Consider the following 19,704-nt stretch of genomic DNA (forward strand, 5'->3'; position numbering starts at 1 on the left):
GCGATGCCGGAATTTAACCCCAATCACATCATGCACGGCAACGGCGGCGCGGCGTGGTGGATCGGCAAGAAGCTGACCACCTTGCAGAGTGTCGAAGCCAAGGTCACGGGCGACTTTGAGGACATCAACGTCTGCGGCGACCCGGCGACCTACAAGGTTTATAACGGTTACGCGGGCGAGGGCACGCTGACGGTTTTGAAAATCGACAGCGACATCCTCATCCAGATGGCCGAGGCGTTCCGCACGGGTGTGATGCCCGAGATCACGGTCATCACCGCGCAGACGCAAAAAGGCACAAACAAGGTCGAGCGCGTTTCCTATACCGACATCACGGTCGATGAGTTCATGCTCGCCAAGTTCGAAAAAAAGGCCAAAACCGAGCAGGAAATTCCGTTCAAGTTCGGCAACTTCGAGGTTTTGGAGACGTTATAAGGAGGATTTTACATGGACAAGAAACTGCTGGACGCGCTCGCGGCGCGGGCGGAACAGCGCGCACAGGCGCAGTACGAGGGAAAGCACTTCGAGATCGGCGGGCAGATGGTCGAGTGCAAAAAGCTGTCCAGTGCAAAGCAGCTGGAATATTACGGCGCGCTGGCCGAGGCGGGTGGCGCGGCCGACATGATCGGCGTGTGTACGTCGCTGATCTATGATTCGTGCCCCACGCTGCAAGACCCGGAGCTGCACAAGATGCTCGGCGTGATCGACCCGTATGACGCGGTGCGCCAGCTGATGAGCGTGCGCGAGATTGACACGCTCGGCGGCAAGCTCATGCAGTGGAACGGGCTGCTGCCCGACAAGGCGGACGGCCAGACCGCGGAGGACATGGCAAAAAACTCGTAGCGCGCGACCCGTTCCTCGACCTCGCAGCATTTTATGCGGTGCAAGGCATCACCCCGGACGAACTGCGGCGCATGAGCGTCCTAGACCGGGCGGTGCTGCGGGTCGGGCGGGCGCGCTATTATGAGGAAATGCGCCTGCTGACGGCGGCGGGCGTGGCCACGGCATTCTCACCGGAAAAGGAGGGCGCGGGCGATGGCGAAAAGTAAGGTCATTAACACCGTGCTCAACCTGCGCGACAACATGTCCGGCGGATTGCTCAAGGCCGCGCGCAACGCCAAAAAGGCGGGCGCGGACATCGACGACAGCATGATTTCTGCCACCCGGCAGGTGGTGGCGTTCAAGAATAAGGCGGTCGACGGCATCACCAGCTTTGCCAAGACCGCCATGGGCGTCGGTGTCGCGGGCGTCACCGCGCTGACGACGGCCTTTATCGCGCTCGACGGCGCGACCGAGGAGTACTGCATCAACCAAGGCAAGCTGTTGACGGCCTTTGCCGATACGGCAACCGGCGCACAGGGCGCGCGCACAGCGTACTCCGAGCTGTATAAGATACTGGGAGACAGCGATACCTCAACCGAGGCCGCGCAGGCGCTGTCCACTCTGGCGAAAAGTCAGCAGGACGTGACAAAATGGACGCGCGTTGCTGCCGGTGTGGTCGGCAAATTTGGCGACGGCATCAGCATCAATAGCTTGTTTCAGGATATCGGCGAAACCACGGTCAGCGGCTCAGTAACGGGCGCGCTGGCAGACGCCTTGAACTGGCTGAATATCTCAGAGGACGAATTCAACGAGCGGCTGGAGGCCACCGGCACGACCGCCGGACGTACCACGCTGATTTTGGATACCCTGACGGCGGCCTACGACGGCTATGCGGATGCGTTTTACCAAAACAACACGCAGCTGGTCAAGAGCCGCGCATACCAGACGCAGGTCAATAACACGCTGGCTAAGCTGGGCGAAGCGTCGGCAACCGCGAAAAACGGCGTGATGCAGCTGCTCGGCGCACAGGAGGACGGCTCGTACCGCGCAGGCTCGGCGCTTGAGTGGCTCGACCAGAAAGCGACGGCGTTTTCCAATTGGGTTGCCGGACTGAATGTGGGCGCGCTGACTGATCAGTTTGATCAGGGCTTTGCCACTGCGGTCGAAAAAGCCGGGCAGGCGTTCGATTGGGTGCAGGAGAACGGCGATACCATTATTTCTGTACTCAAGACGATCGCCGCGGCGTGGGGCATTGCCAAGGTCGTACAGTTTACCGGCAGTGTAATCAGTGCCGGAACAACGATTTTTAACTTTGTCAAGACGGCTGGCGTGCTGATCTCTGCCAACCCGATTGTAATTGGCATTGGTCTTGCGATTGCTGCGGGTGCGCTGCTGATTGCAAACTGGGACAAAATCAAGGCGGGTGCAAGCGCGCTATGGGAAAAAGCAAAAGAGACGTTCGGCGGCATCAAGGACAGCATCGTCGGTGCGTTTGACAGTGCAAAAGAGAAGGTTTCCGGCTTTTTCTCATGGCTGGATGACAAGATCGAGAGCATCCCGCTGCTGGGCAGCCTGTACAGCGGTGGCAAGTCTGCGTTGTCATGGATCGGCGGCAAGCTGACCGGCAATGCGCTCGGCACGAGCTACTGGCGCGGCGGTCTGACGCGGGTCAACGAGCGCGGCGGCGAGATTATGAACCTGCCGAGCGGCACGCAGATCATCCCGCACGACATCTCCGCGCGCATGGCGGGCGGGCCGCGCGTGACCGTACACGTTACGGTCGCGGGCAACGTCATCGGCAACGAGCAGTACGCGGACGAGATGGGCGAGCGGATCGCGGACAAGGTGATCCGCGCGATCGACAACATGTAATGGGCGGGGGAGCCATGCAACTCCCCCAACATCATCCCGCTGCAGGTGCGTGAGCCGGGCGGATGGAGGAGGTGGCGGTAATCGCCTACAAGGTCATATTTTCGGTCAATAACAACGAGGAAGTGTTCACGCTGCCGCATGTGCCGGTGGACTTCCCGCTGCCGCAGCCCGAGCAGCACAACGAAACCTATACCGGTTTGAGCTACGACTACCGCCGCATCGGCACGCTCGGCTTGCGGTCGCTCAGCTGGTCGAGCTTTTTCCCCGTCGGGAAGCGATACAGCTGGATGCCTGCCGAAGCGCTCGAGGACGGCTGGGCATACGTCAGCTTTTTCGAGCGCTGGCGCGACCGCAAGGTGCCGTTCCGCGTGATTGTGCTGGACAGTGGCGGCGTGTGCCGTCTCAACATGCCCTGCACGGTGGATGCGTTTGAGCCGTCCGTGCGGCGAAACGGCGATATTGCTTATACAATTTCCATCACGGAATACCGGTTCATCGTATAGGGGACTTCAAAAGTCCCCTATATACGGCGGGCAATACCCGCCGATACCCGAATGACGCGCCCCATGGGCGCTGGATCGGGGTATCGCAAAGCCCGGCAAAGCTGGCCTTTGCGAAGCGGCTCACAGAGCCGCGGATTGAATACGGCTGTCGCCGGAAAGGGGGAGGGGTTATTGGCTTACGGATATGTGGACGAGCACCGGCTGTACCTTGAGCGCAGCGGCGAGGCCCGCGACATCACGGCCTTTGTCGGTGACCTGACCGCGACGGACGACATCACCGCGCTGTCGGTCGAGCTGACTGGCACGCAGCTCGTCAGCCCGTGGGACAAATACGTCCCCAAACTCGCGCTCCAGCCGGGTGACAAGCTACGCCTGCGAAACGAAGCAGCGCAGCAGGATGTGTTCGTCGGGCAGCTGGTGACGGTTGGGCTGGACGGCGGGCTCACGGCCTACGACCGCGGCTGGTATCTCGGCCGAAGCGGCATCATTTTGCAGTGCAGCGGCATGGCGGCGGACGAAGCCATCCGCGCGGCGTGCAGCAAGGCGGGCGTGGGGGTCAAGAGCGTGTGCAGTCTGCCGACCAAAATCAGCGAGGTCTGGCTGGGCGACGCGGTGAGCGACATCATCGCGGACATTTTGGAGCGGTGCAGCGCGGAGACCGGCAAAGAGTATCAGGCACGCATGTCACCGGAGGGTCTGGTCGTGCGTGAGCTGTCGACCACGGCCATCAAGGCGTTTCACCGTCCTGCGTGGAACCTGGCGCCCTTTGACATCACATGGGCGCTGGGGCAGGTCAGTGGCGAGGACAGCATCGCGGAGCTGTACAACGCGGTGGTGCTCGCCGCCGAGGACAGCGGCAAGGTGTACATCGGCGCGCAGGCGAGTAACGCCGCGTCCATTGAGCAGTACGGCTTTTTGCAGTACATTGAGCGCGTCAGCGAAAACCCCGGCACCGCGCAGCTTGGCCAGATGGTACGAACGCTCTTGGCCCAGAAAGACCGCATCGGCCGCACGCGCACCATCAGCGAGATTTGGGGCTGCGACGAGGTGACAAGCGGCACGGTGCTGAATTTCAACTCCCCGGCCTTCGGCATCGAGGGGCGCAACCGCGTCACGCGGGTTGTCCATCACTATGGCGGCGCAGGGCACACGATGGAGCTGGAAATCACCGCCCTCGACGAGCTGCGTGCGGCGGGCAGTACGGATGCCGTATCCGTCTGGGGACTGCCTGACACCATCGGCGCAGGGTCATCCGGCACGGGCGGAAACGGCAGCGCGTCCAGCTTTGTCGCGGTCGCGCGCAGCCAGGTCGGCTACAAGGAAAGCCCCGGCAACATCAACAAGTACGGTGCTTGGGCGGGCCACAACGGCGTGGCGTGGTGCGTGTACTTTGTCTGCTGGTGCGCCGACCAGTCGGGCGCGCCTATCCCGACCGGGTACGGCTACGTCGGCGATATGGCGGACTATTTCCGGGCGCGCGGGCAGTACAAGACGGTGGCAAGTGGCTACATTCCCAAGGCGGGCGACCTGATGATACAGGGCACGCGGCACATCGGCATTGTGACCGGCGCGACGCGGGCGAGTGTGCAGACCATCGAGGGCAACTGCTCGGACAGCGTGCGCGCTATGACGCGCTACTATTCGGAAATCACAGGGTTTTGCACACCTTGGGGATAAGGAGGGCGTATGGCATACGAGACGAAACTCGCGGAAGCGATTATGAAGCATGGTGGAAGACGCGCCAAAAAGTCGCCTTATGCGGCGGCGTGGTACGAGGCGGTGTGCGAGCAGGAACGTCCGCAGCCGCTGATTTTCAGCGCAGTGGACGGCAATGTGCGGGCAGAGGAGGGGGTAAACCTCACGCTGACCGCGACCGCCGCCGCGCGAGACTGGCAAAAGGGCGAGCGCGCCGCTGCGATTTTGTCCGGCGGCGGGCTACTCATCCTAGACCGTATTTAAGGAGGCTAAACCATGGCAGACGCGAAATTTTCCTTTTCCCCGACCGAGCTGCAAGGCATCTCGGCGGCAGAGGTCGGTCGCGTGCCCGCGTTCGACTTCGACGAGCGGGGGCGCGGTGCGTTCCGGCTGGTGGACGGTGCGCTGGTCGAGCGGTCGGGCGTGGAGGCGGTCAAGCAGTGGTTCGCGCTCATGCTGCGGCAGCCGCCGGACGCAATTCCCGTGTACCGCACGGACGCATCCACCGCGCTGGGTGTCGACCGCACGCTGCTGCAAAAGCGCGCGCCGCTGGGCTTTATCACTGCCGAAATCGAGCGGCAGGTGCGCGAGACGGCAGCGTTCAACCCTGCCATCCGCACGGTGGACAGTTTCGTTTTCACTCGCCTGCGGCGCGGCTTGCAGGTGGAATTTACCGCGCACTTGCGCACCGGAGAGGATACGGAGGTGACGGCCTATGTCGACAGCGAATGAGATTTTGACCGACCTGCTCACGGCGATGCCGGACAGCTACCAAAAGACGGTCGGCTATCCGACCCACGACCTGCTGGCGGCGGTTTCCCTGCGCATGGAGGGCACGGACGCGGAAGTCGCGGCGATGCGCGCGGCGCTCGACCCGGAGAACCTGACGGGCAGCGACCTCGACCGCTATGTGTTCCCGCGCGCAGGTCTCGAGCGGCGGCAGGCGACCTTTGCGACCGGCACGTTGACCGTCACGGGAACGGGAACGGTAAACCAAGGAGATTTGTTCGAGTCCGGCGGCGGCATCCAGTTTGCGGCAAGCGAGACCGTACAGATTACCGGCGAGGGGCAGGTGCGCGTCACCTGCCGGGTGGACGGCGCAGCGGGCAACCTGCCCGCGCACAGCATCACGCAGATGCCGGTCACCTTGCAGGGCATCGCGGCTTGCGACAACCCGGAGCCGACCATAGGCGGCTACGACGAGGAGGACGACGCGGCCTACTACGCGCGCTATCTGCTCAAAATCCGCACGCCCGCGACCTCGGGCAACATCTATCATTACCAGAGCTGGGCGCTGGAGGTCAGCGGCGTGGGCGCGGTCAAGGTGTTCCCGCTGGGACATGGCGCGAACACGGTGGACATGGTGCTGGTGGACAGCACCGGCCAGCCCGCGCCGGAGGACTTGGTCGAGCAGGTGCAGGACTACATCGACCCCGGCAGCACGGGGCGCGGCGAGGGGCAGGCGCCAATCGGTGCGCAGTGCTACGTCGAGGCGGCGGCGAAAAAGGAAATCTCCCTTTCTGGAACGGTGTCCAAATTGAACACCGCCGAGGAGGAGACGGTCACGGCGGGCATCAAAGCGGCGGTGACCGCGTACCTCGCGGAAATCGTGTTCCGGCAGGACTACGTCAGCTTTGCCCGCATTACCGACCGCATTCTGGACGTGGAGGGTGTGCTTGACCTCGAAAACCTGCAAGTCAACGGCGGCACGGGGAACGTCGCCGTCGGCGAGCGGGAGTGCGCGGTGCTGGGGGAGGTGAGCATCAGCTATGCGTGAGTTCGACGACATGTTGCAAAGCCTGCCGACCGCCTACCGGCGCGACGCATGGGTGATTGCGCTGCTCGGCGCGGTGCAGGCGGTGGATGAGGGTCAGCGGGACGCGGCGCGCGAGGCGGCGGCGCAGCTGTTTCTGGACACCATGACCTATATCCTGCCGGTCGAGGAGCGCATCGCAGGGCTGACGCCGGGCAAAGGCGACACGCAAGCCGAGCGGCGCAGCGTATTGCAGGCGAAGTGGCGAAGTGCGACCGGCAAGTGCGACATCGACCTCATCCAGCGCGTGTGCGACGCATGGGAGAACGGCGAGGTCGAGGTGGACTACCAGCCGGGCGAGATTATCTTGCGGTTTGTCGGCGCGTACGGCGTGCCAACCGAGCAGGCGCAAGACGCCTTGCAGGCCGCGGTGCTTGAGGTCATCCCGGCGCACCTTGCGCTGCAGTACGTTTACCGTTATCTGCTGGTGCGCGAGGTGCACGGCATGACGATAGACGAGCTGCAGAGCCACACGCTGCATGATTTTGCTTTTTAGGAGGCGGGCATGAGTAAATTAACCGAAGTTTTGAAGCTGTTCTGCTACGACCCGGAGACGGACGGCAATCTGACGTTTAACGTCACCGAGGCGCTCACAAAAAACTGGGAGAAGATCGACCAGCTGGTGTTGCTGGCCGTGGCGGCGGCCGCGGCGTACGATCCGGAGGGCAGCTACGCCGTGGGCGACTACTGCACGCACGGCGGTAAGCTGCACAAGTGCGGCACAGCAATCCCATCCGGCGAGGCATGGAACGCGGAACACTGGACAGTGACGACCGTTGCGGCGGAGTTAGCGGGAAAGGCAGATAAAACGCCGCCGCAGGAACACGAAATATCCTTTCGGTCGGGATGGAGCAACGCCGCAAAATCATCTTATTGCAAGACACAAGAGGGAATTTGTGTTGTAAATTGTGCGGTATATGGAACAGGTGCAGCAAGTGATAATTTCATTGCAACACTTCCTGCTGGATTTCGTCCTAATGCAACTGTATGCTGTGCGGCTCACGCGTATAAAGGTGGCATCCGAGGAATTGCAGAAGCACAAATTGCTGCAAATGGAGATATTTCCATTTATTCTCCCGTTGAATTTGATTATGTCTCATTTGGAGCCACATTCCAAGCACAAAACTAACCCATTTGCAAGGAGGGAAATGGCATGCATTACAAACACTGCTGCGTCGTGGATGCAAAAGGATTCTACAAAGATTATGTGCTGGTACAAACGGAAAATGAAGAGCAAACCGTGGTCGGATATACCATGCAAGATGGAGATATGCTGGTCGATTCCGAGACGACGCCGGATAGAAAGCTGCACGCGGGCGGCGCGGGCTTTGTAAAGCCCCGCTGGGACGCAGAAACGTGGGTCGAAGGCGCGACTGCCGAGGAGCTGGCCGCGTGGGAGGCGGAGCACCCCGATCCGGTGTCGCTGGAGGAAAAGCGCGAAGCCAAACATGCCGAAATATCCGCGGCAAGCCAGGCTGCTATCTATGCGGGCATGGACGTGGAAACTACGCAGGGCACAGAGCATTTCTCGCTGACTGAGAAAGACCAAATCAACCTCACAACCGCGAAAAACGAAATTGACAAGGGTGCATCTGTTTACCTATACCATACAGATGACACGCTTTGCCGCATTTTCACGGCGGATGAGATTACCGCGATTGCGCAGGCTAGTATCGCGCATAAGATTTACCACACAACCTACTGCAACCATCTGTTTGAATGGATCAGGCGCGCGGACGCAGCGGAGCTGGCGGGCATCACCTATGGCGCAGAGCTGCCGGAAGATCTCGCGGCGCACATGCAGGAGATTCTGACGCAGGCAGGTGCGGTAGCGGAAACGGAGGCTGTAACGTGAGAAAACTGCTGTTACATATTGTGCTGGCTATCATCGGAGGGCTGGTATACATGGGTATCGAAACCCTCTGGCGCGGGCACTCCCACTGGACGATGGGCGTTTTGGGCGGGGTGTGCTTTGCCCTCATTGGCCTGCTGGACGAGTGGCAGGACCACCCGCCGCTCTGGCTGCAAATGCTGCAAGGCGCGGCGATCGTGACTGTGCTTGAGCTGCTGGTGGGGCTGGTGGTCAACCGCTGGCTCGGCTGGAATGTCTGGGACTATTCCGACATGCCGTTCAATCTTTGGGGGCAGGTGTGTTTGCAGTTCGCAGTCGCGTGGTTTTTCCTCAGCGCCGCGGCCGTGTGGCTCGAGAACGCCCTGCACCGGCTGGCGGCGTGGCTTGCACACCGGCGGGGGAGGTGAACTTTTGCCGGGTTGACCAAAGGACGTAAAAAAGCGCCCTCACGGGGCGCGGAAGTGAGAGGAGGGGAGGCCGTTGTCTCTCTTGGTACATAGGAGGAAGTATGAGTATCCTTGAGCTATTCGCCAGCGGGAGCGGCCTGCTTTTTCTGGTGCTGTCGCTGGTCGAGATTGCGCCGATCAAGGTGAATCCGTGGTCGGCGATTGCACGGGCACTCGGCAGCGTCATCAACCGCGACGTTATCGCGCGGCTGGACGACATCAGCCGGATGCAAAAGGACACGCGGCAGCGGCTGGATGACCACATTAGGCTCGATGACGAGCGCGACGCGGACATGCACCGCGCAAAGATTCTGCGGTTCAACAATGAGCTGCTGCGGGATATCCCGCACACGCGCGAGGAATTTATTGAAATTCTCGCCGAGATAGACGGGTATGAGGCATTTTGCCGTGCGCACCCGGACTATCAAAATAACAGAGCCGTCCACGCGGTTGCAAATATCAAACGCGTTTATGCCGAGCGGCTGGAAAAACGAGATTTTTTATAAGGAGGAAGTACAATGAAGGTAAACATTCCGGTAAGATTCAGAAACCCGTGGTTTTGGGTCAGCGTTGCGTCGGTGGCTATCACCGCGATTGGCGTAGACCCGCAGTCGTTCACAAGCTGGTCGGCTGTATGGGAGGGAATGAAATCCGTTCTCAATAATCCGGTGCAGCTGGTTACGCTGGCGCTGGCAGTGCTGGGCGTATTTATCGACCCGACAACCAGCGGCCTGACCGACTCTGACCGCGCAATGACCTATGACAAGCCGCTGGAAAAGTGAGGTGCAGATATGAGCAGCATTCGTTGCGATATTTACGACCCGAAGGAGTATGGCATCTGGTTTGCAGCGACACCTTACGGCGCGGCCAGCAAGCCCGCCAAAACGCTCAAACAGTGGGCGGCAGAGGAGCAGGCTGACGTGGTGTACAACCTCTGTCTGTTCAACATGACCGGCAGCGGCAGCGACCAGTACGGTGTGATTAAAGGCCGCACGCTGCAATACTTACGCGCCAAGAACGTGGATTGCGGCTATGGTGGAACGGCGGAACGCCTGACGGTCAGCCCCGGAAATGTGGTCGCGGGCGTCAAGGTGGCAGTGCAGGATGGCGTGGTGCTGTCCGGGCTGGACAAGTCCACCTACCGCAGCCGCAACATGATTGGCGTGCTGGCTGACGGCCGCATCATCGTCGTGCAGTCCTCGGACGGCTGCACCGAGGAGCAGGTGGCGCGCTATGCGGCAAAACAACATAATATTAAGCTGCTGCTGGTGCAGGACGCGGGCGGCAGCACTGGCATGTACCGCGTTTTGGACGGCTATCTGTTCGCCCCGGAGAAAGAGGGCACGGACGGCAGACCAGTGTGCAGCGTAGTATGTATGAGAAAGAAGAACAAGGAGGAGCAACCTATGGGCAAGAAAAAGGTATTTATCGGTGTTGGCCACGGCGGCAGCGACCCCGGCGCGGTCGGTTATCTGGTTGAGAAGGATATTAACCTCACAATGGCGACCGCGTGCCGCGATTTTCTGACGGCTTATGGCGTGGATGTGTGCATGTCCCGCACCAAGGACGAGGACGACACGGTCAGCCAGGAGGTTGCGGAGTGCAACGCTTACGCGCCCGATTTGGCGATTGACGTGCACAATAACAGTGGCGGCGGTGACGGCTTCGAGGTGTTCCACACGATCCACGGCGGCACGGGTAAGACGCTCGCGCAGAACATCGAGAAGCACGTCAAGGCCATGGGCCAGAACAGCCGCGGTGTGAAAACCAGACAGGGCACGAGCGGCGATTACTATGCCTTTATCCGTGAGACGGCTGCACCGGCGGTCATTTGCGAGGGCGTGTTCGTCGACACTAAGGCGGACGCCGCGCAGGCCGACACGCTGGCTGAGCAGCAGGCGTTTGGCGTGGCGTATGCGAAGGGTATTCTCGATACGCTCGGTCTGGCCTACGACGAGCCGGAGGAAGATCCGGACGATGAACCGGCAGAGCCAGAGAAGGGAGCAGATAGTGTGACGCAGGCAGAATTTGAGGCAATGTACAACAAGGTCAACCCGCTGTACAAGACCATCGACGACGTGCCGAGCTATTGGCAGCAGGACGTGCGCGAGATGCTCGACAGCGGCGCTATCAACGGCGGCACGGACGGCAACCCCGATGACGTCAATATGCGTCATGAGGCGCTGCAGGCGGCGATTGTTGCTCGTCGCGCGGCGGTAGCAGAGAGCAAATAAGTGTGTTCAATTTGGACACGGGAAAGCCCCGACCGAGAGGTCGGGGCTTTTGCCTGTGATTCTCGAAAATGAAGATTACAGTGTGCCTTGAGGGAGCTTTTCTATCGAAAGGATTTGCTCAGGGGGGATTTCGCTTTTCAGATGAGCAAAAAATATACTGTTATCTTTATTTATACCCCAGCTGTCGAGTAAAAAATGTTTGCTGGCTAAAATACCAATGAGTTGATTTAGCACAAAGTCTCTTGAATATTCGGAAGAGCCATTCATGGTTTCTGTAATTCGAAAACGAAGTTGGATTATATGGGGACAGGTACGCTGGATTAACGATTGATATAATGTACTTTTTTTAATTGTATCCATATGGTCTCTGTTGATTTCCCCAAGAACATTTTTCCCATATAAGAAGGACATATTATCAGAAAAGTCGTATAATGCGAAATTAGAATTAGCTGAAAAAATAGAAATCGTTTCCTTACGGGAAGAAAAGGAAAGGTCTGCATCGTCATGTCCTGTGTCATCTTGATATCGGTTTTTGAAATATTCCCGAAAAGAAGCCTTTTCATTTGGACTGCCATCTATTCTTGATAAGATATCAGCGATATATTCCTTTGTAAAAACACGATCTGGTAAACGTAGACCTTGTTTCCAATAGTACTTTTTGAGGAAGTCGCCATCAGGGAATGCTCGCGTGATATGAAAACCTTCGATCCAACATCCATTTAATTGGTCATAAACGTCTCTTTGTAATTTCTGATATTTGCTATGAGTTTTATAGTTTTCTTGAAGCCACCAAGCAACTGGTGGAAGTTTATTGGATGTGTGTCGGTCTTTTTCATAGTAATCGATGAATAAATCTCTCTGCTGATCTATCAGCCGAACTAAATGCGGAGGATACGATTCGATATCAAAGATTTTGATCATTTTATTCACGATTAAATAGCTCCCTCACATAAAAATAGATTCTTCTGTGCTTGCGGAGAAGATGCAACACGCCTTATATCGTGTTGCATTTTCGTGTTGCATCATGCGGTTTTTGATTGTATTTTAGTGGTTTATTATCGTAACTAAAAGTTATGTGCGCAATCGTTAAAACCCGCACCATATCTGGAGAAAATGAAAAACCCCCGGTATTTCGGGGGTTTTTGTTTGGAGCGGATGATGGGAGTCGAACCCACCTATGCAGCTTGGGAAGCTGCCGTTCTACCGATGAACTACACCCGCAAACAGTAATTTTATTATACTGAAATGGCAGCGCTTTGTCAAGAATAAGTAAACGTAAACCAAAATTTCTAAATGAGTTGACAATGCGGCGAACGTATGATATACTCGTACCGAAAAACGGAAAAGGAGTATTCTCATGGAGCAGAATCAAAGACCAAACACCCGAATGCTGGTGCTCAGCGCATTGTTCACCGCTCTGGTGGCGGTCGGCGCATTTATCCGCATCCCAATTCCGCTGTGGCCGTTTACGCTGCAAACCTTGTTTACGACCATGGCCGGTTTGCTGTTGGGACCGCGCTATGGCACGTTGGCATGCACCGCTTATATGGTGCTGGGGCTGGCAGGATTGCCGATTTTTACGGGCGGCGGCGGACCGCAGTATATTTTCCAGCCGACCTTTGGCTGTATCATTGGCTTTGCGCTGGGGGCGCTGGTGGCCGGTCTCATTGTGCAGCGCGCACCCAAACGGTGCTTCGGTACTTATGTGGTTGCCGCGCTGGTTAACATCGTGGTTGTGTACGTGATTGGCATGGTTTGGTTCTGGGGTGTCAAGGCGTTTTACCTCAATGACCCCATCGGCATGTGGACCCTGTTTGTCACCTGTTTTGTGCCGACCATTGGCGTGGACATTGCCAAGGCATTGGCGGCAGCCGTACTGGCGGCGCGTTTGGTTCCTGTAGTGGGGACCTATCGTGTACCGGCAGCGTGAGCCGGTAGATAGCATAGCAATTCCTGTAGAATACATGTTTCACATGTGCAAAAGCGCTGCCCCGTCCGGTATGATCCGGCGGGGCAGCGCTTTTTTGGGAGTTTATGTGATTTTTTGGTGCTCCGAACCAAAATAGAGGGTTGCTTACTGGTTGACCGATTCGACGATGACATCTGCCAGTGCGTCCAGCTCGCTAGCCTTGTCGGGAAGCAGTGCGGAGGCCATAGACAAACGCTCATTGAGCACGGTCATATTCTTGAGCTCCTCGTCGATAAACTTCTGCATCAGGTCGCCTGATTTAACCGCCCACGAACCGTTCTCAATGATGGCAAAGGTGCGGTTCTGCAGGTTAAGTGCCTTCATATCCATCAGGTAATTATGCATGACCGGATAGATGCCCAGGTTATACGTGACGGATGCCAGCACAACATGGCTCAGGCGGAAGGTTTCGGAAATCAGGTAGGAAACATGGGTGTTGGAAACATCGTACAGCCAAACATTGGTTACGCCTTTTTCGCACAGACGGCTTGCCAGTGCCTGCGCCGCAGCCTCTGTGTTGCCGTACATCGAGGCGTATACGATCATGACGCCCTTTTCTTCCGGCTCATAGCGGCTCCAGTGGTCGTACTTGTCAATGAAGTATCCCAAATCCTTGCGCCAGACTGGACCGTGCAGCGGGCAGATAAACTTGATTTGGTCCAGAATGCCGGCCGCCTTTTTGAGCAGCAGCTGAACGTGAGGGCCGTACTTGCCGACGATGTTGGTCAGATAGCGGCGGGCATCGTCAATCCAGTCGCGGTCAAAGTTGACTTCGTCCGCGAACAGCTTGCCGTCCAGAGCGCCGAACGAACCGAACGCATCAGCCGAGAACAGCACGCCGTTGGTGGTATCAAAGGTCACCATAGCCTCGGGCCAGTGTACCATGGGCGCGGCGACAAAGGTCACCACATGCTTGCCGAAGCTCTGCGTGTCGCCTTCCTTGACCTCGATGAGTTCGTGGTCGTCGATATCAAAGCCAAACTGGCGCATGAGCATGAATGCCTTTTCGGTGGAAATTACCTTGACGGACGGATAACGAATCAAAACCTCCTCAATGGAAGCGCCGTGGTCAGGCTCCATGTGGTTGATGACCAGATAATCCAGCGGACGACCGTCCAGCAGGTGCTCGATGTTTTCCAGCAGCTGGCGGCAGGCCGACCAGTCGACCGTGTCAAACAGTACGGTCTGCTCGTCAAGCAGCAGATACGCGTTGTAGGATACGCCGCGCGGGATGGGGTGGATATTTTCAAACAAAGCAAGACGATGGTCGTTCGCGCCGACCCAATAGAGATCGTCCGTTACATTGCGTACGCAGTACATATATTCTCCTCCTTATTTTCCGGTCAGCCTTCAATGAACATCTCTTTGCCTTCGCCGCATTCCGGGCATACCCAGTCCTCAGGCAGCTTTTCAAACAGCGTGCCGGGAGCGATTTCGGCGTCCTCGTCACCCAGTTCGGGGACATATTCGTAGCCGCAGCCGCCGCAGACATAGCGCTTGCCGATCGGCTCGGGCTTGGGCACGGGCGGGCGCTTCATCTTAACCATGGGCGGAGCGGGCTGCTTTTCGCCGGTATCAAGCGCGGCAGTCAGCAGCGGCAGGATCTCGTTGACATCGCCCACAATGCCGTAGTCACAATTCTTGAAAATGGGTGCATTGCCGTTCTTATTGATTGCCACGATAGTGGAGGCGTCCTTGATGCCCTTGAGGTGCTGAATGGCGCCCGAAATACCGCAGGCGATGTACAGATTGCCCTTGAACTTCTGACCGGACATGCCGACATAGCGGTCAAGCGGCACATATTTGAGCGTTTCCGCAACCGGACGGGAGGAACCGACCGCAGCACCAGCAGCGCGTGCCAAATCCTCAACCAGCTTCATGTTTTCCTTGCTGCCGATGCCCTGACCGGCGGAAACCACACGTTCGGCCTGCGTAATCGGGGTGTCGATCGGGATGCCGACCGTAAAGTCGTGGCCGTCCTTCTGCAGTGCCGCAACCAGTGCTGCGACCTTCTCTTCCGAAGAACCCTCCTTGAGGATGTTGCGCTTGCGCACGCCGGTCACCGGTGCGGGCTTCTTCGGACGGCTGGACGAGCCGCCTTCGCTCTTGGGCGGCTTGCCCAAGATGTTTGCAGCGATAACGACGCGCTGAATTTCGTTGGTACCCTCATAGATCGTGGTGATCTTAGCGTCGCGGTACATGCGCTCCACATCCATGCCCTTGAGGAAGCCGGTGCCGCCGAAGATTTGCAGTGCATCATTGGTCACTTCAAGCGAAATATCGGATGCGTACATCTTAGCCATGGCAGCTTCCGTGGCGTACGGTTCGTGCGCTTCCTTCAGCTCAGCTGCGGAGTAAACCAGCATGCGCGCGCAGCGCAGCTTGGTCGCCATATCCGCGATTTTGAACGAGAGCGCCTGCTGGAAGCCGATCGGCTTGCCGAACTGGACGCGTTCCTTTGCGTAGTCGACTGCCGCTTCGTATGCGCCCTGCGCGATGCCGAGCGCCTGCGACGCGATACCGATGCGTCCGCCGTCCAGCGTTGCCATGGCGATTTTGAAGCCCTGGCCTTCCTTGCCGAGCAGGTTTTCCTTGGGGACCTTGACGTCGTTGAAAATCAGCTCCGCGGTGGACGAGGAGCGGATGCCCATTTTGTCATAATGGTCGCCGAAGGTGAAGCCTTCCCAGCCCTTTTCGACGATGAACGCCGAGATGCCGCGGGTGCCGATATCCGGTGTGGTGACTGCGAACACAACATAAGTATCCGCCTTGGGGGCGTTGGTGATGAAAATCTTGCCGCCGTTGAGCAGGTAATAGTCGCCCTTGTCAATGGCGGTGGTCTCGGTGCCGCCCGCGTCCGAGCCGGCATTGGGTTCGGTCAGGCCGAACGCGCCGATTTTTTCGCCCTTTGCCAGCGGAACAAGGTATTTTTGCTTCTGCTCCTCGGTGCCGAAAGCGAAAATCGGCCAGGAACCGAGCGATACATGGGCGGACAGGATAACGCCCGTGCCGCCGTCCACGCGCGAAAGCTCTTCAACCGCAATCGCGTAGCTCAGCACATCCAGACCGGCGCCGCCGTACTCCTTGGGGTAAGGCAGCCCCATAAAACCGAGCTCGCCCATTTTCTTGACAGCTTCCGCCGGGAATTCGTTTTCTTTGTCCATGAGGAAAGCCTGTGGCTTTACCTCGCTTTCCGCAAAAGCGCGGATTTCAGCGCGCAGTTTCTCATGCGCGTCGGTGGTTCGGAACAACATGGGGAAACCTCCTTAATCAGCATTGCTTTTAAATGATATGTATTATCCTTAACTGATAACAAAAGAGTACCATAAAGGTATTGTTTTAGTCAAGTGCAATTTGCACAAAATTCCCAATAAAAATTTATATATAAATAATTATTTATATAAAATGCATAAATAAAACTGGCACGTTTCGACTATAAAGTAAAAAAGAGGTGGTTTTGGATGGGAAAAGTATGTGGTGCAGAAGGGGAACAGGGGGGAGGCACAGGCATAAAGCAGCATTGAGAGACTGCCGTTCATTCTCGCCTGCATAGGGGGGAAAATACCGTCGGGGGGCTGGCAGAATATGCCCAACGCTGCGCACAAAATAGGGTGGAAACATTGGCTTCTTTCGCTTCTTTTCTTGTTATATCGTACAAAAAGGTGCTTTGGCGATCTTTTCTTTTGCAATGCGCTGTGTTATACTCTATCATAGATAGATATTGACTGGATTGGGAGGGATTTCTATGCCGAAGCAACCGCAAGGCAAAAAATTATCTGCGGAACAGAATCTGGAAAAGCGTCACCGGACACGCCGGCGACTGACCATCCGCGGTGTTCTTTCGTTTTTCATTGTATTGACCTTTGTGCGTGCGGCATTCATGCACCGGTATGAAAATATGTTCGTCTGTGTGCTGTCGCTGGTGCTGTTTTGCGTACCGGTGCTGATTGAGCGCAGTCTGGACATTGATATTCCGCCGCTGATGGAAGCCATTATTTACTGCTTTATTTTCGCTGCGGAAATCCTCGGGGAAATCAACTCGTTTTACACGATTATTCCCGGGTGGGACACCATGCTGCACACCATTAACGGTTTTCTGGTTGCGGCGGTCGGCTTTGCGCTGGTGGATTTGTTTAATCGCAGCGAGCGGTTTACTTTTAAGCTGTCGCCGCTGTTTCTGGCAATCGTGGCGTTCTGCTTTTCGATGACGGTTGGCGTTTTGTGGGAATTTTTTGAGTTTGGCGCGGATCAGATGTTGGGAACCGATATGCAAAAGGACTTCATCGTGCAGAACATCAATTCGGTCTCGCTCAATCCAGATGGTCTGAATAATGTCGAGCATGTGCAGGTGGAAAGCTTGGTCGTCAACGGAGAGGACTGGATGCAGTTTCCGGGCGGCTATCTGGATATCGGCCTTATCGATACGATGAAGGATTTGCAGGTCAATTTTATCGGTGCGGTGGCGTTTTCCATTATTGGTTATTTTTACGTAAAAACACGCGGCAAGGGCAAGCTCGCCGCGTCGCTGATTCCGATTGTGCTTGACACGCAGAAGAACGAACAGGAACAAAAAGAATCAAAGAAAAATGCTCCGGACAGGGAACCAAATGCGGACCAGTCCCGTCCAATCAATCAGAACGACGAAAAGGAGTAGTTTTCTCATGAAAAAGCAAGTGACCGCGGCGTCTCTCGCCGCTCTGGTGGCGATTTCCGCGCTGCCGATTTCTGCGTGTGCGGCCGCGATGAACGATCAGGCTCCGATAAAAGCGCCGGTACTCAACACGACCGACCATATGCAGTATATGAATGGCTATGCGGACGGCACGTTCCGTCCGGATGCGCCGATTACCCGTGCCGAGGCCTGCAAGCTGATTTCCTCGCTTCTGACCGAGTCCTCCGGCGGCGGGGATTACCTGTTCACTGATGTGCCGCAGAACGCGTGGTATGCCGCGGCAGTTGGAGAGATGACCGGCTATTCGCTCGTGGGCGGTTACAGCGATGGCACGTTCCGCCCGGACGCAAACATTACGCGCGCCGAGTTTGTCACCATCCTGTCCCGCATCCCGCACGATGATATCGGCACCGAGGGCAGCTTTTCGGATGTACCCAAGACCCACTGGGCGTATAACGCGGTGCAGACCGCACTGGCACAGGGCTGGGTTGCAGGCGACCCGTCCGGCCTGTTCCGTCCGGATGATTCGATTACCCGCGCGGAGGCGGTGACCGTACTCAATCGCATTCTGGGCCGCACGGGCGATGCGGTGATGGCGTCCACCGGCGAGGGTATCCGCGTGATGCCGGACGTGCCGGACACGCATTGGGCGTATCTGGCGATGCTGGAGGCGACGACCGACCACGAATATGAGCTGACCGACAGCGTAGAGCACTGGACTTCGTACGACAAGGAAACCACCACACTGGCGGAAGGCTGGCATAACATCAACGGTTTGCTGTTCCACGTCAACGGCGCGCAGCAGTTCGATTACAACACCACGGTGGACGGTCTGGAGCTGGACCGCAACGGCCGCTATACAACCGGCTCGGAGGAGCTGGACAAGCTGCTGACGCAGGCAGTCGCGGGTGTGGTCAATGATAAGATGACGCAGATGGAAAAGCTGCGCGCGGTTTATGACTACGCCAAGAAAACCTTTGGTTATCTGGGCATCGGTACGGTCGATACCTCCAAGGACGGCTGGGAGATCGAGCAGGCCATCAAGATGCTGACCGATAAGCGCGGCAACTGCTACTCGTGGTCGAGTGTGTTCACATATCTCGCCCGTCAGGTGGGCTATGATGCCAAGGCCGTTGTCGGCACGGGCGTGTCCCCGAAGGGCAGCGAGTCCGTACACGCATGGACAGAGATTACGATTGACGGCGTGGCCTACACCTTCGACCCGCAGATTGAGAGCGTGTATGCGCAGCGTTACGGCGAAAACTATGATCTGTTTATGAAGAAGTACGGCGAAGCCGAGTGGGGCTACAAGAAGGCAGAGGAGCCGGAGCAGCCCGTCGAGCCGGAAACGCCGGAAGCTGATGCTTCTCTGGTGGCGCTGATGGATAAGATCTACGGCGACAAGAAGGACATCATGGTTGGTCAGACCGTGCTGTATAACGGTATGGGTGCGGATGGCACGATGCAGCCGCTGACCTGGTATCTTGGCACGGAGGATGTGAAGTTTGAGGCCGGTCTCGCATCTGAGGCCATGATTTCCTCGCAGGCGCATTCGATTGTCCTGCTGCGGATGCCGGAGGGCGCGGATATGGAAGCGGCCAAGGCAAAGATAGCGGAGAGTATCGACCCGTTCAAGTGGGTATGCGTTGGCGTGAATCCGGATAAGGTGCGCGTGGAGAGCAGCGGCAACCTCATCTGCGTGGTTCTGGACGACGAAAACGGCGACTACTACGCGGACAATTTCCTGTCCTTCGCGGCGGCAGAGTAAAGCTGTAGAAAAAGCAAATAAAAGGCGCGCAGCCGATAGGCTGCGCGCCTTTTTTACCTCT

At 57.4% G+C, this 19,704-nt stretch carries 22 protein-coding genes and 1 tRNA gene; 19 read left to right on the top strand and 4 right to left on the bottom strand.

The features are described from left to right. Positions 1-3 precede the first annotated feature (3 nt). From ACESSO_RS08010 to ACESSO_RS08085, 16 genes are all read left to right on the top strand, one after another. Positions 4-432 carry a phage tail tube protein gene (locus tag ACESSO_RS08010; protein ID WP_373164518.1) on the top strand — a complete coding sequence of 143 codons (429 nt, stop codon included), beginning with the start codon at positions 4-6 and terminating at the stop codon, positions 430-432. A 12-nt stretch (positions 433-444) separates the two neighbouring features. Continuing rightward, a complete protein-coding gene (locus ACESSO_RS08015; protein ID WP_373164519.1) occupies positions 445-840 on the top strand; it encodes a hypothetical protein in 396 nt (131 codons plus the stop codon). Between the two features lie 71 nt (positions 841-911). Then, positions 912-1,046 (top strand): hypothetical protein, encoded by a 135-nt coding sequence (locus ACESSO_RS08020; RefSeq protein ID WP_373164520.1) that lies wholly within the window; start codon positions 912-914, stop codon positions 1,044-1,046. Beyond that, a complete protein-coding gene (locus tag ACESSO_RS08025) occupies positions 1,033-2,691 on the top strand; it encodes a hypothetical protein (RefSeq protein WP_373164521.1) in 1,659 nt (552 codons plus the stop codon). Before ACESSO_RS08020 ends, ACESSO_RS08025 begins: the two co-directional genes overlap by 14 nt. Positions 2,692-2,753: 62 nt before the next feature. Next, positions 2,754-3,194 carry a hypothetical protein gene (locus ACESSO_RS08030; RefSeq protein WP_373164522.1) on the top strand — a complete coding sequence of 147 codons (441 nt, stop codon included), beginning with the start codon at positions 2,754-2,756 and terminating at the stop codon, positions 3,192-3,194. 171 nt (positions 3,195-3,365) lie between these two features. Next, positions 3,366-4,871: a CHAP domain-containing protein gene (locus tag ACESSO_RS08035; RefSeq protein WP_373164523.1), complete on the top strand. Its 1,506-nt coding sequence runs from the start codon at positions 3,366-3,368 to the stop codon at positions 4,869-4,871. Positions 4,872-4,880: 9 nt separating this feature from the next. Then, on the top strand, positions 4,881-5,153 hold the full coding sequence (locus ACESSO_RS08040; RefSeq protein WP_373164524.1) for a hypothetical protein: 273 nt from the start codon (positions 4,881-4,883) through the stop codon (positions 5,151-5,153). Between the two features lie 12 nt (positions 5,154-5,165). Then, a complete protein-coding gene (locus ACESSO_RS08045) occupies positions 5,166-5,621 on the top strand; it encodes a DUF2634 domain-containing protein (RefSeq protein WP_373164525.1) in 456 nt (151 codons plus the stop codon). Further along, on the top strand, positions 5,605-6,666 hold the full coding sequence (locus ACESSO_RS08050; protein ID WP_373164527.1) for a baseplate J/gp47 family protein: 1,062 nt from the start codon (positions 5,605-5,607) through the stop codon (positions 6,664-6,666). Before ACESSO_RS08045 ends, ACESSO_RS08050 begins: the two co-directional genes overlap by 17 nt. Next, a complete protein-coding gene (locus ACESSO_RS08055; protein WP_373164528.1) occupies positions 6,659-7,198 on the top strand; it encodes a hypothetical protein in 540 nt (179 codons plus the stop codon). Before ACESSO_RS08050 ends, ACESSO_RS08055 begins: the two co-directional genes overlap by 8 nt. 9 nt (positions 7,199-7,207) lie before the next feature. After that, positions 7,208-7,831, top strand: coding sequence for a hypothetical protein (locus ACESSO_RS08060; protein WP_373164529.1), 624 nt, complete (start codon positions 7,208-7,210; stop codon positions 7,829-7,831). Positions 7,832-7,855: 24 nt separating this feature from the next. Continuing rightward, positions 7,856-8,557 carry a hypothetical protein gene (locus ACESSO_RS08065; RefSeq protein WP_373164530.1) on the top strand — a complete coding sequence of 234 codons (702 nt, stop codon included), beginning with the start codon at positions 7,856-7,858 and terminating at the stop codon, positions 8,555-8,557. Next, positions 8,554-8,961, top strand: coding sequence for a hypothetical protein (locus ACESSO_RS08070; RefSeq protein ID WP_373164531.1), 408 nt, complete (start codon positions 8,554-8,556; stop codon positions 8,959-8,961). The genes ACESSO_RS08065 and ACESSO_RS08070 overlap by 4 nt, the downstream gene beginning before the upstream one ends. A gap of 101 nt (positions 8,962-9,062) precedes the next feature. Further along, the gene (locus tag ACESSO_RS08075; protein WP_373164532.1) at positions 9,063-9,506 is read left to right on the top strand and encodes a hypothetical protein; all 444 of its coding nucleotides are present in this window, start codon (positions 9,063-9,065) and stop codon (positions 9,504-9,506) included. 12 nt (positions 9,507-9,518) lie between these two features. Further along, positions 9,519-9,782: a phage holin gene (locus ACESSO_RS08080; RefSeq protein WP_373164533.1), complete on the top strand. Its 264-nt coding sequence runs from the start codon at positions 9,519-9,521 to the stop codon at positions 9,780-9,782. Between the two features lie 9 nt (positions 9,783-9,791). Next, positions 9,792-11,234 carry an N-acetylmuramoyl-L-alanine amidase gene (locus tag ACESSO_RS08085; protein WP_373164534.1) on the top strand — a complete coding sequence of 481 codons (1,443 nt, stop codon included), beginning with the start codon at positions 9,792-9,794 and terminating at the stop codon, positions 11,232-11,234. A 75-nt stretch (positions 11,235-11,309) separates the two neighbouring features. Here the strand turns inward: ACESSO_RS08085 and ACESSO_RS08090 are convergent, their stop codons facing one another. Together ACESSO_RS08090 and ACESSO_RS08095 are read right to left on the bottom strand one after the other, a co-directional pair. Continuing rightward, entirely contained in the window at positions 11,310-12,164 is an 855-nt protein-coding gene (locus tag ACESSO_RS08090) for a hypothetical protein (RefSeq protein WP_373164535.1), read from the bottom strand. A gap of 217 nt (positions 12,165-12,381) precedes the next feature. Beyond that, positions 12,382-12,455, bottom strand: a tRNA-Gly gene (locus ACESSO_RS08095). Positions 12,456-12,591: 136 nt separating this feature from the next. On the opposite strand from ACESSO_RS08095, the gene ACESSO_RS08100 reads away from it, so the two are divergent. After that, a complete protein-coding gene (locus ACESSO_RS08100) occupies positions 12,592-13,164 on the top strand; it encodes a biotin transporter BioY (RefSeq protein WP_373164536.1) in 573 nt (190 codons plus the stop codon). A 144-nt stretch (positions 13,165-13,308) separates the two neighbouring features. Here the strand turns inward: ACESSO_RS08100 and ACESSO_RS08105 are convergent, their stop codons facing one another. Then, positions 13,309-14,523, bottom strand: coding sequence for an FprA family A-type flavoprotein (locus tag ACESSO_RS08105; RefSeq protein WP_373164537.1), 1,215 nt, complete (start codon positions 14,521-14,523; stop codon positions 13,309-13,311). Between the two features lie 23 nt (positions 14,524-14,546). Continuing rightward, positions 14,547-16,457 (bottom strand): acyl-CoA dehydrogenase family protein, encoded by a 1,911-nt coding sequence (locus tag ACESSO_RS08110; RefSeq protein WP_373164538.1) that lies wholly within the window; start codon positions 16,455-16,457, stop codon positions 14,547-14,549. A gap of 491 nt (positions 16,458-16,948) precedes the next feature. Here ACESSO_RS08110 and ACESSO_RS08115 point away from each other — a divergent pair, with 491 nt between their 5' ends. Beyond that, positions 16,949-17,857, top strand: coding sequence for a hypothetical protein (locus ACESSO_RS08115; protein WP_373164540.1), 909 nt, complete (start codon positions 16,949-16,951; stop codon positions 17,855-17,857). Positions 17,858-17,864: 7 nt separating this feature from the next. After that, on the top strand, positions 17,865-19,643 hold the full coding sequence (locus ACESSO_RS08120; RefSeq protein ID WP_373164541.1) for an S-layer homology domain-containing protein: 1,779 nt from the start codon (positions 17,865-17,867) through the stop codon (positions 19,641-19,643). Positions 19,644-19,704 lie beyond the last annotated feature (61 nt).

It is taken from the genome of Agathobaculum sp. Marseille-P7918 (assembly GCF_964248325.1).
Lineage (GTDB): Bacteria > Bacillota > Clostridia > Oscillospirales > Butyricicoccaceae > Agathobaculum.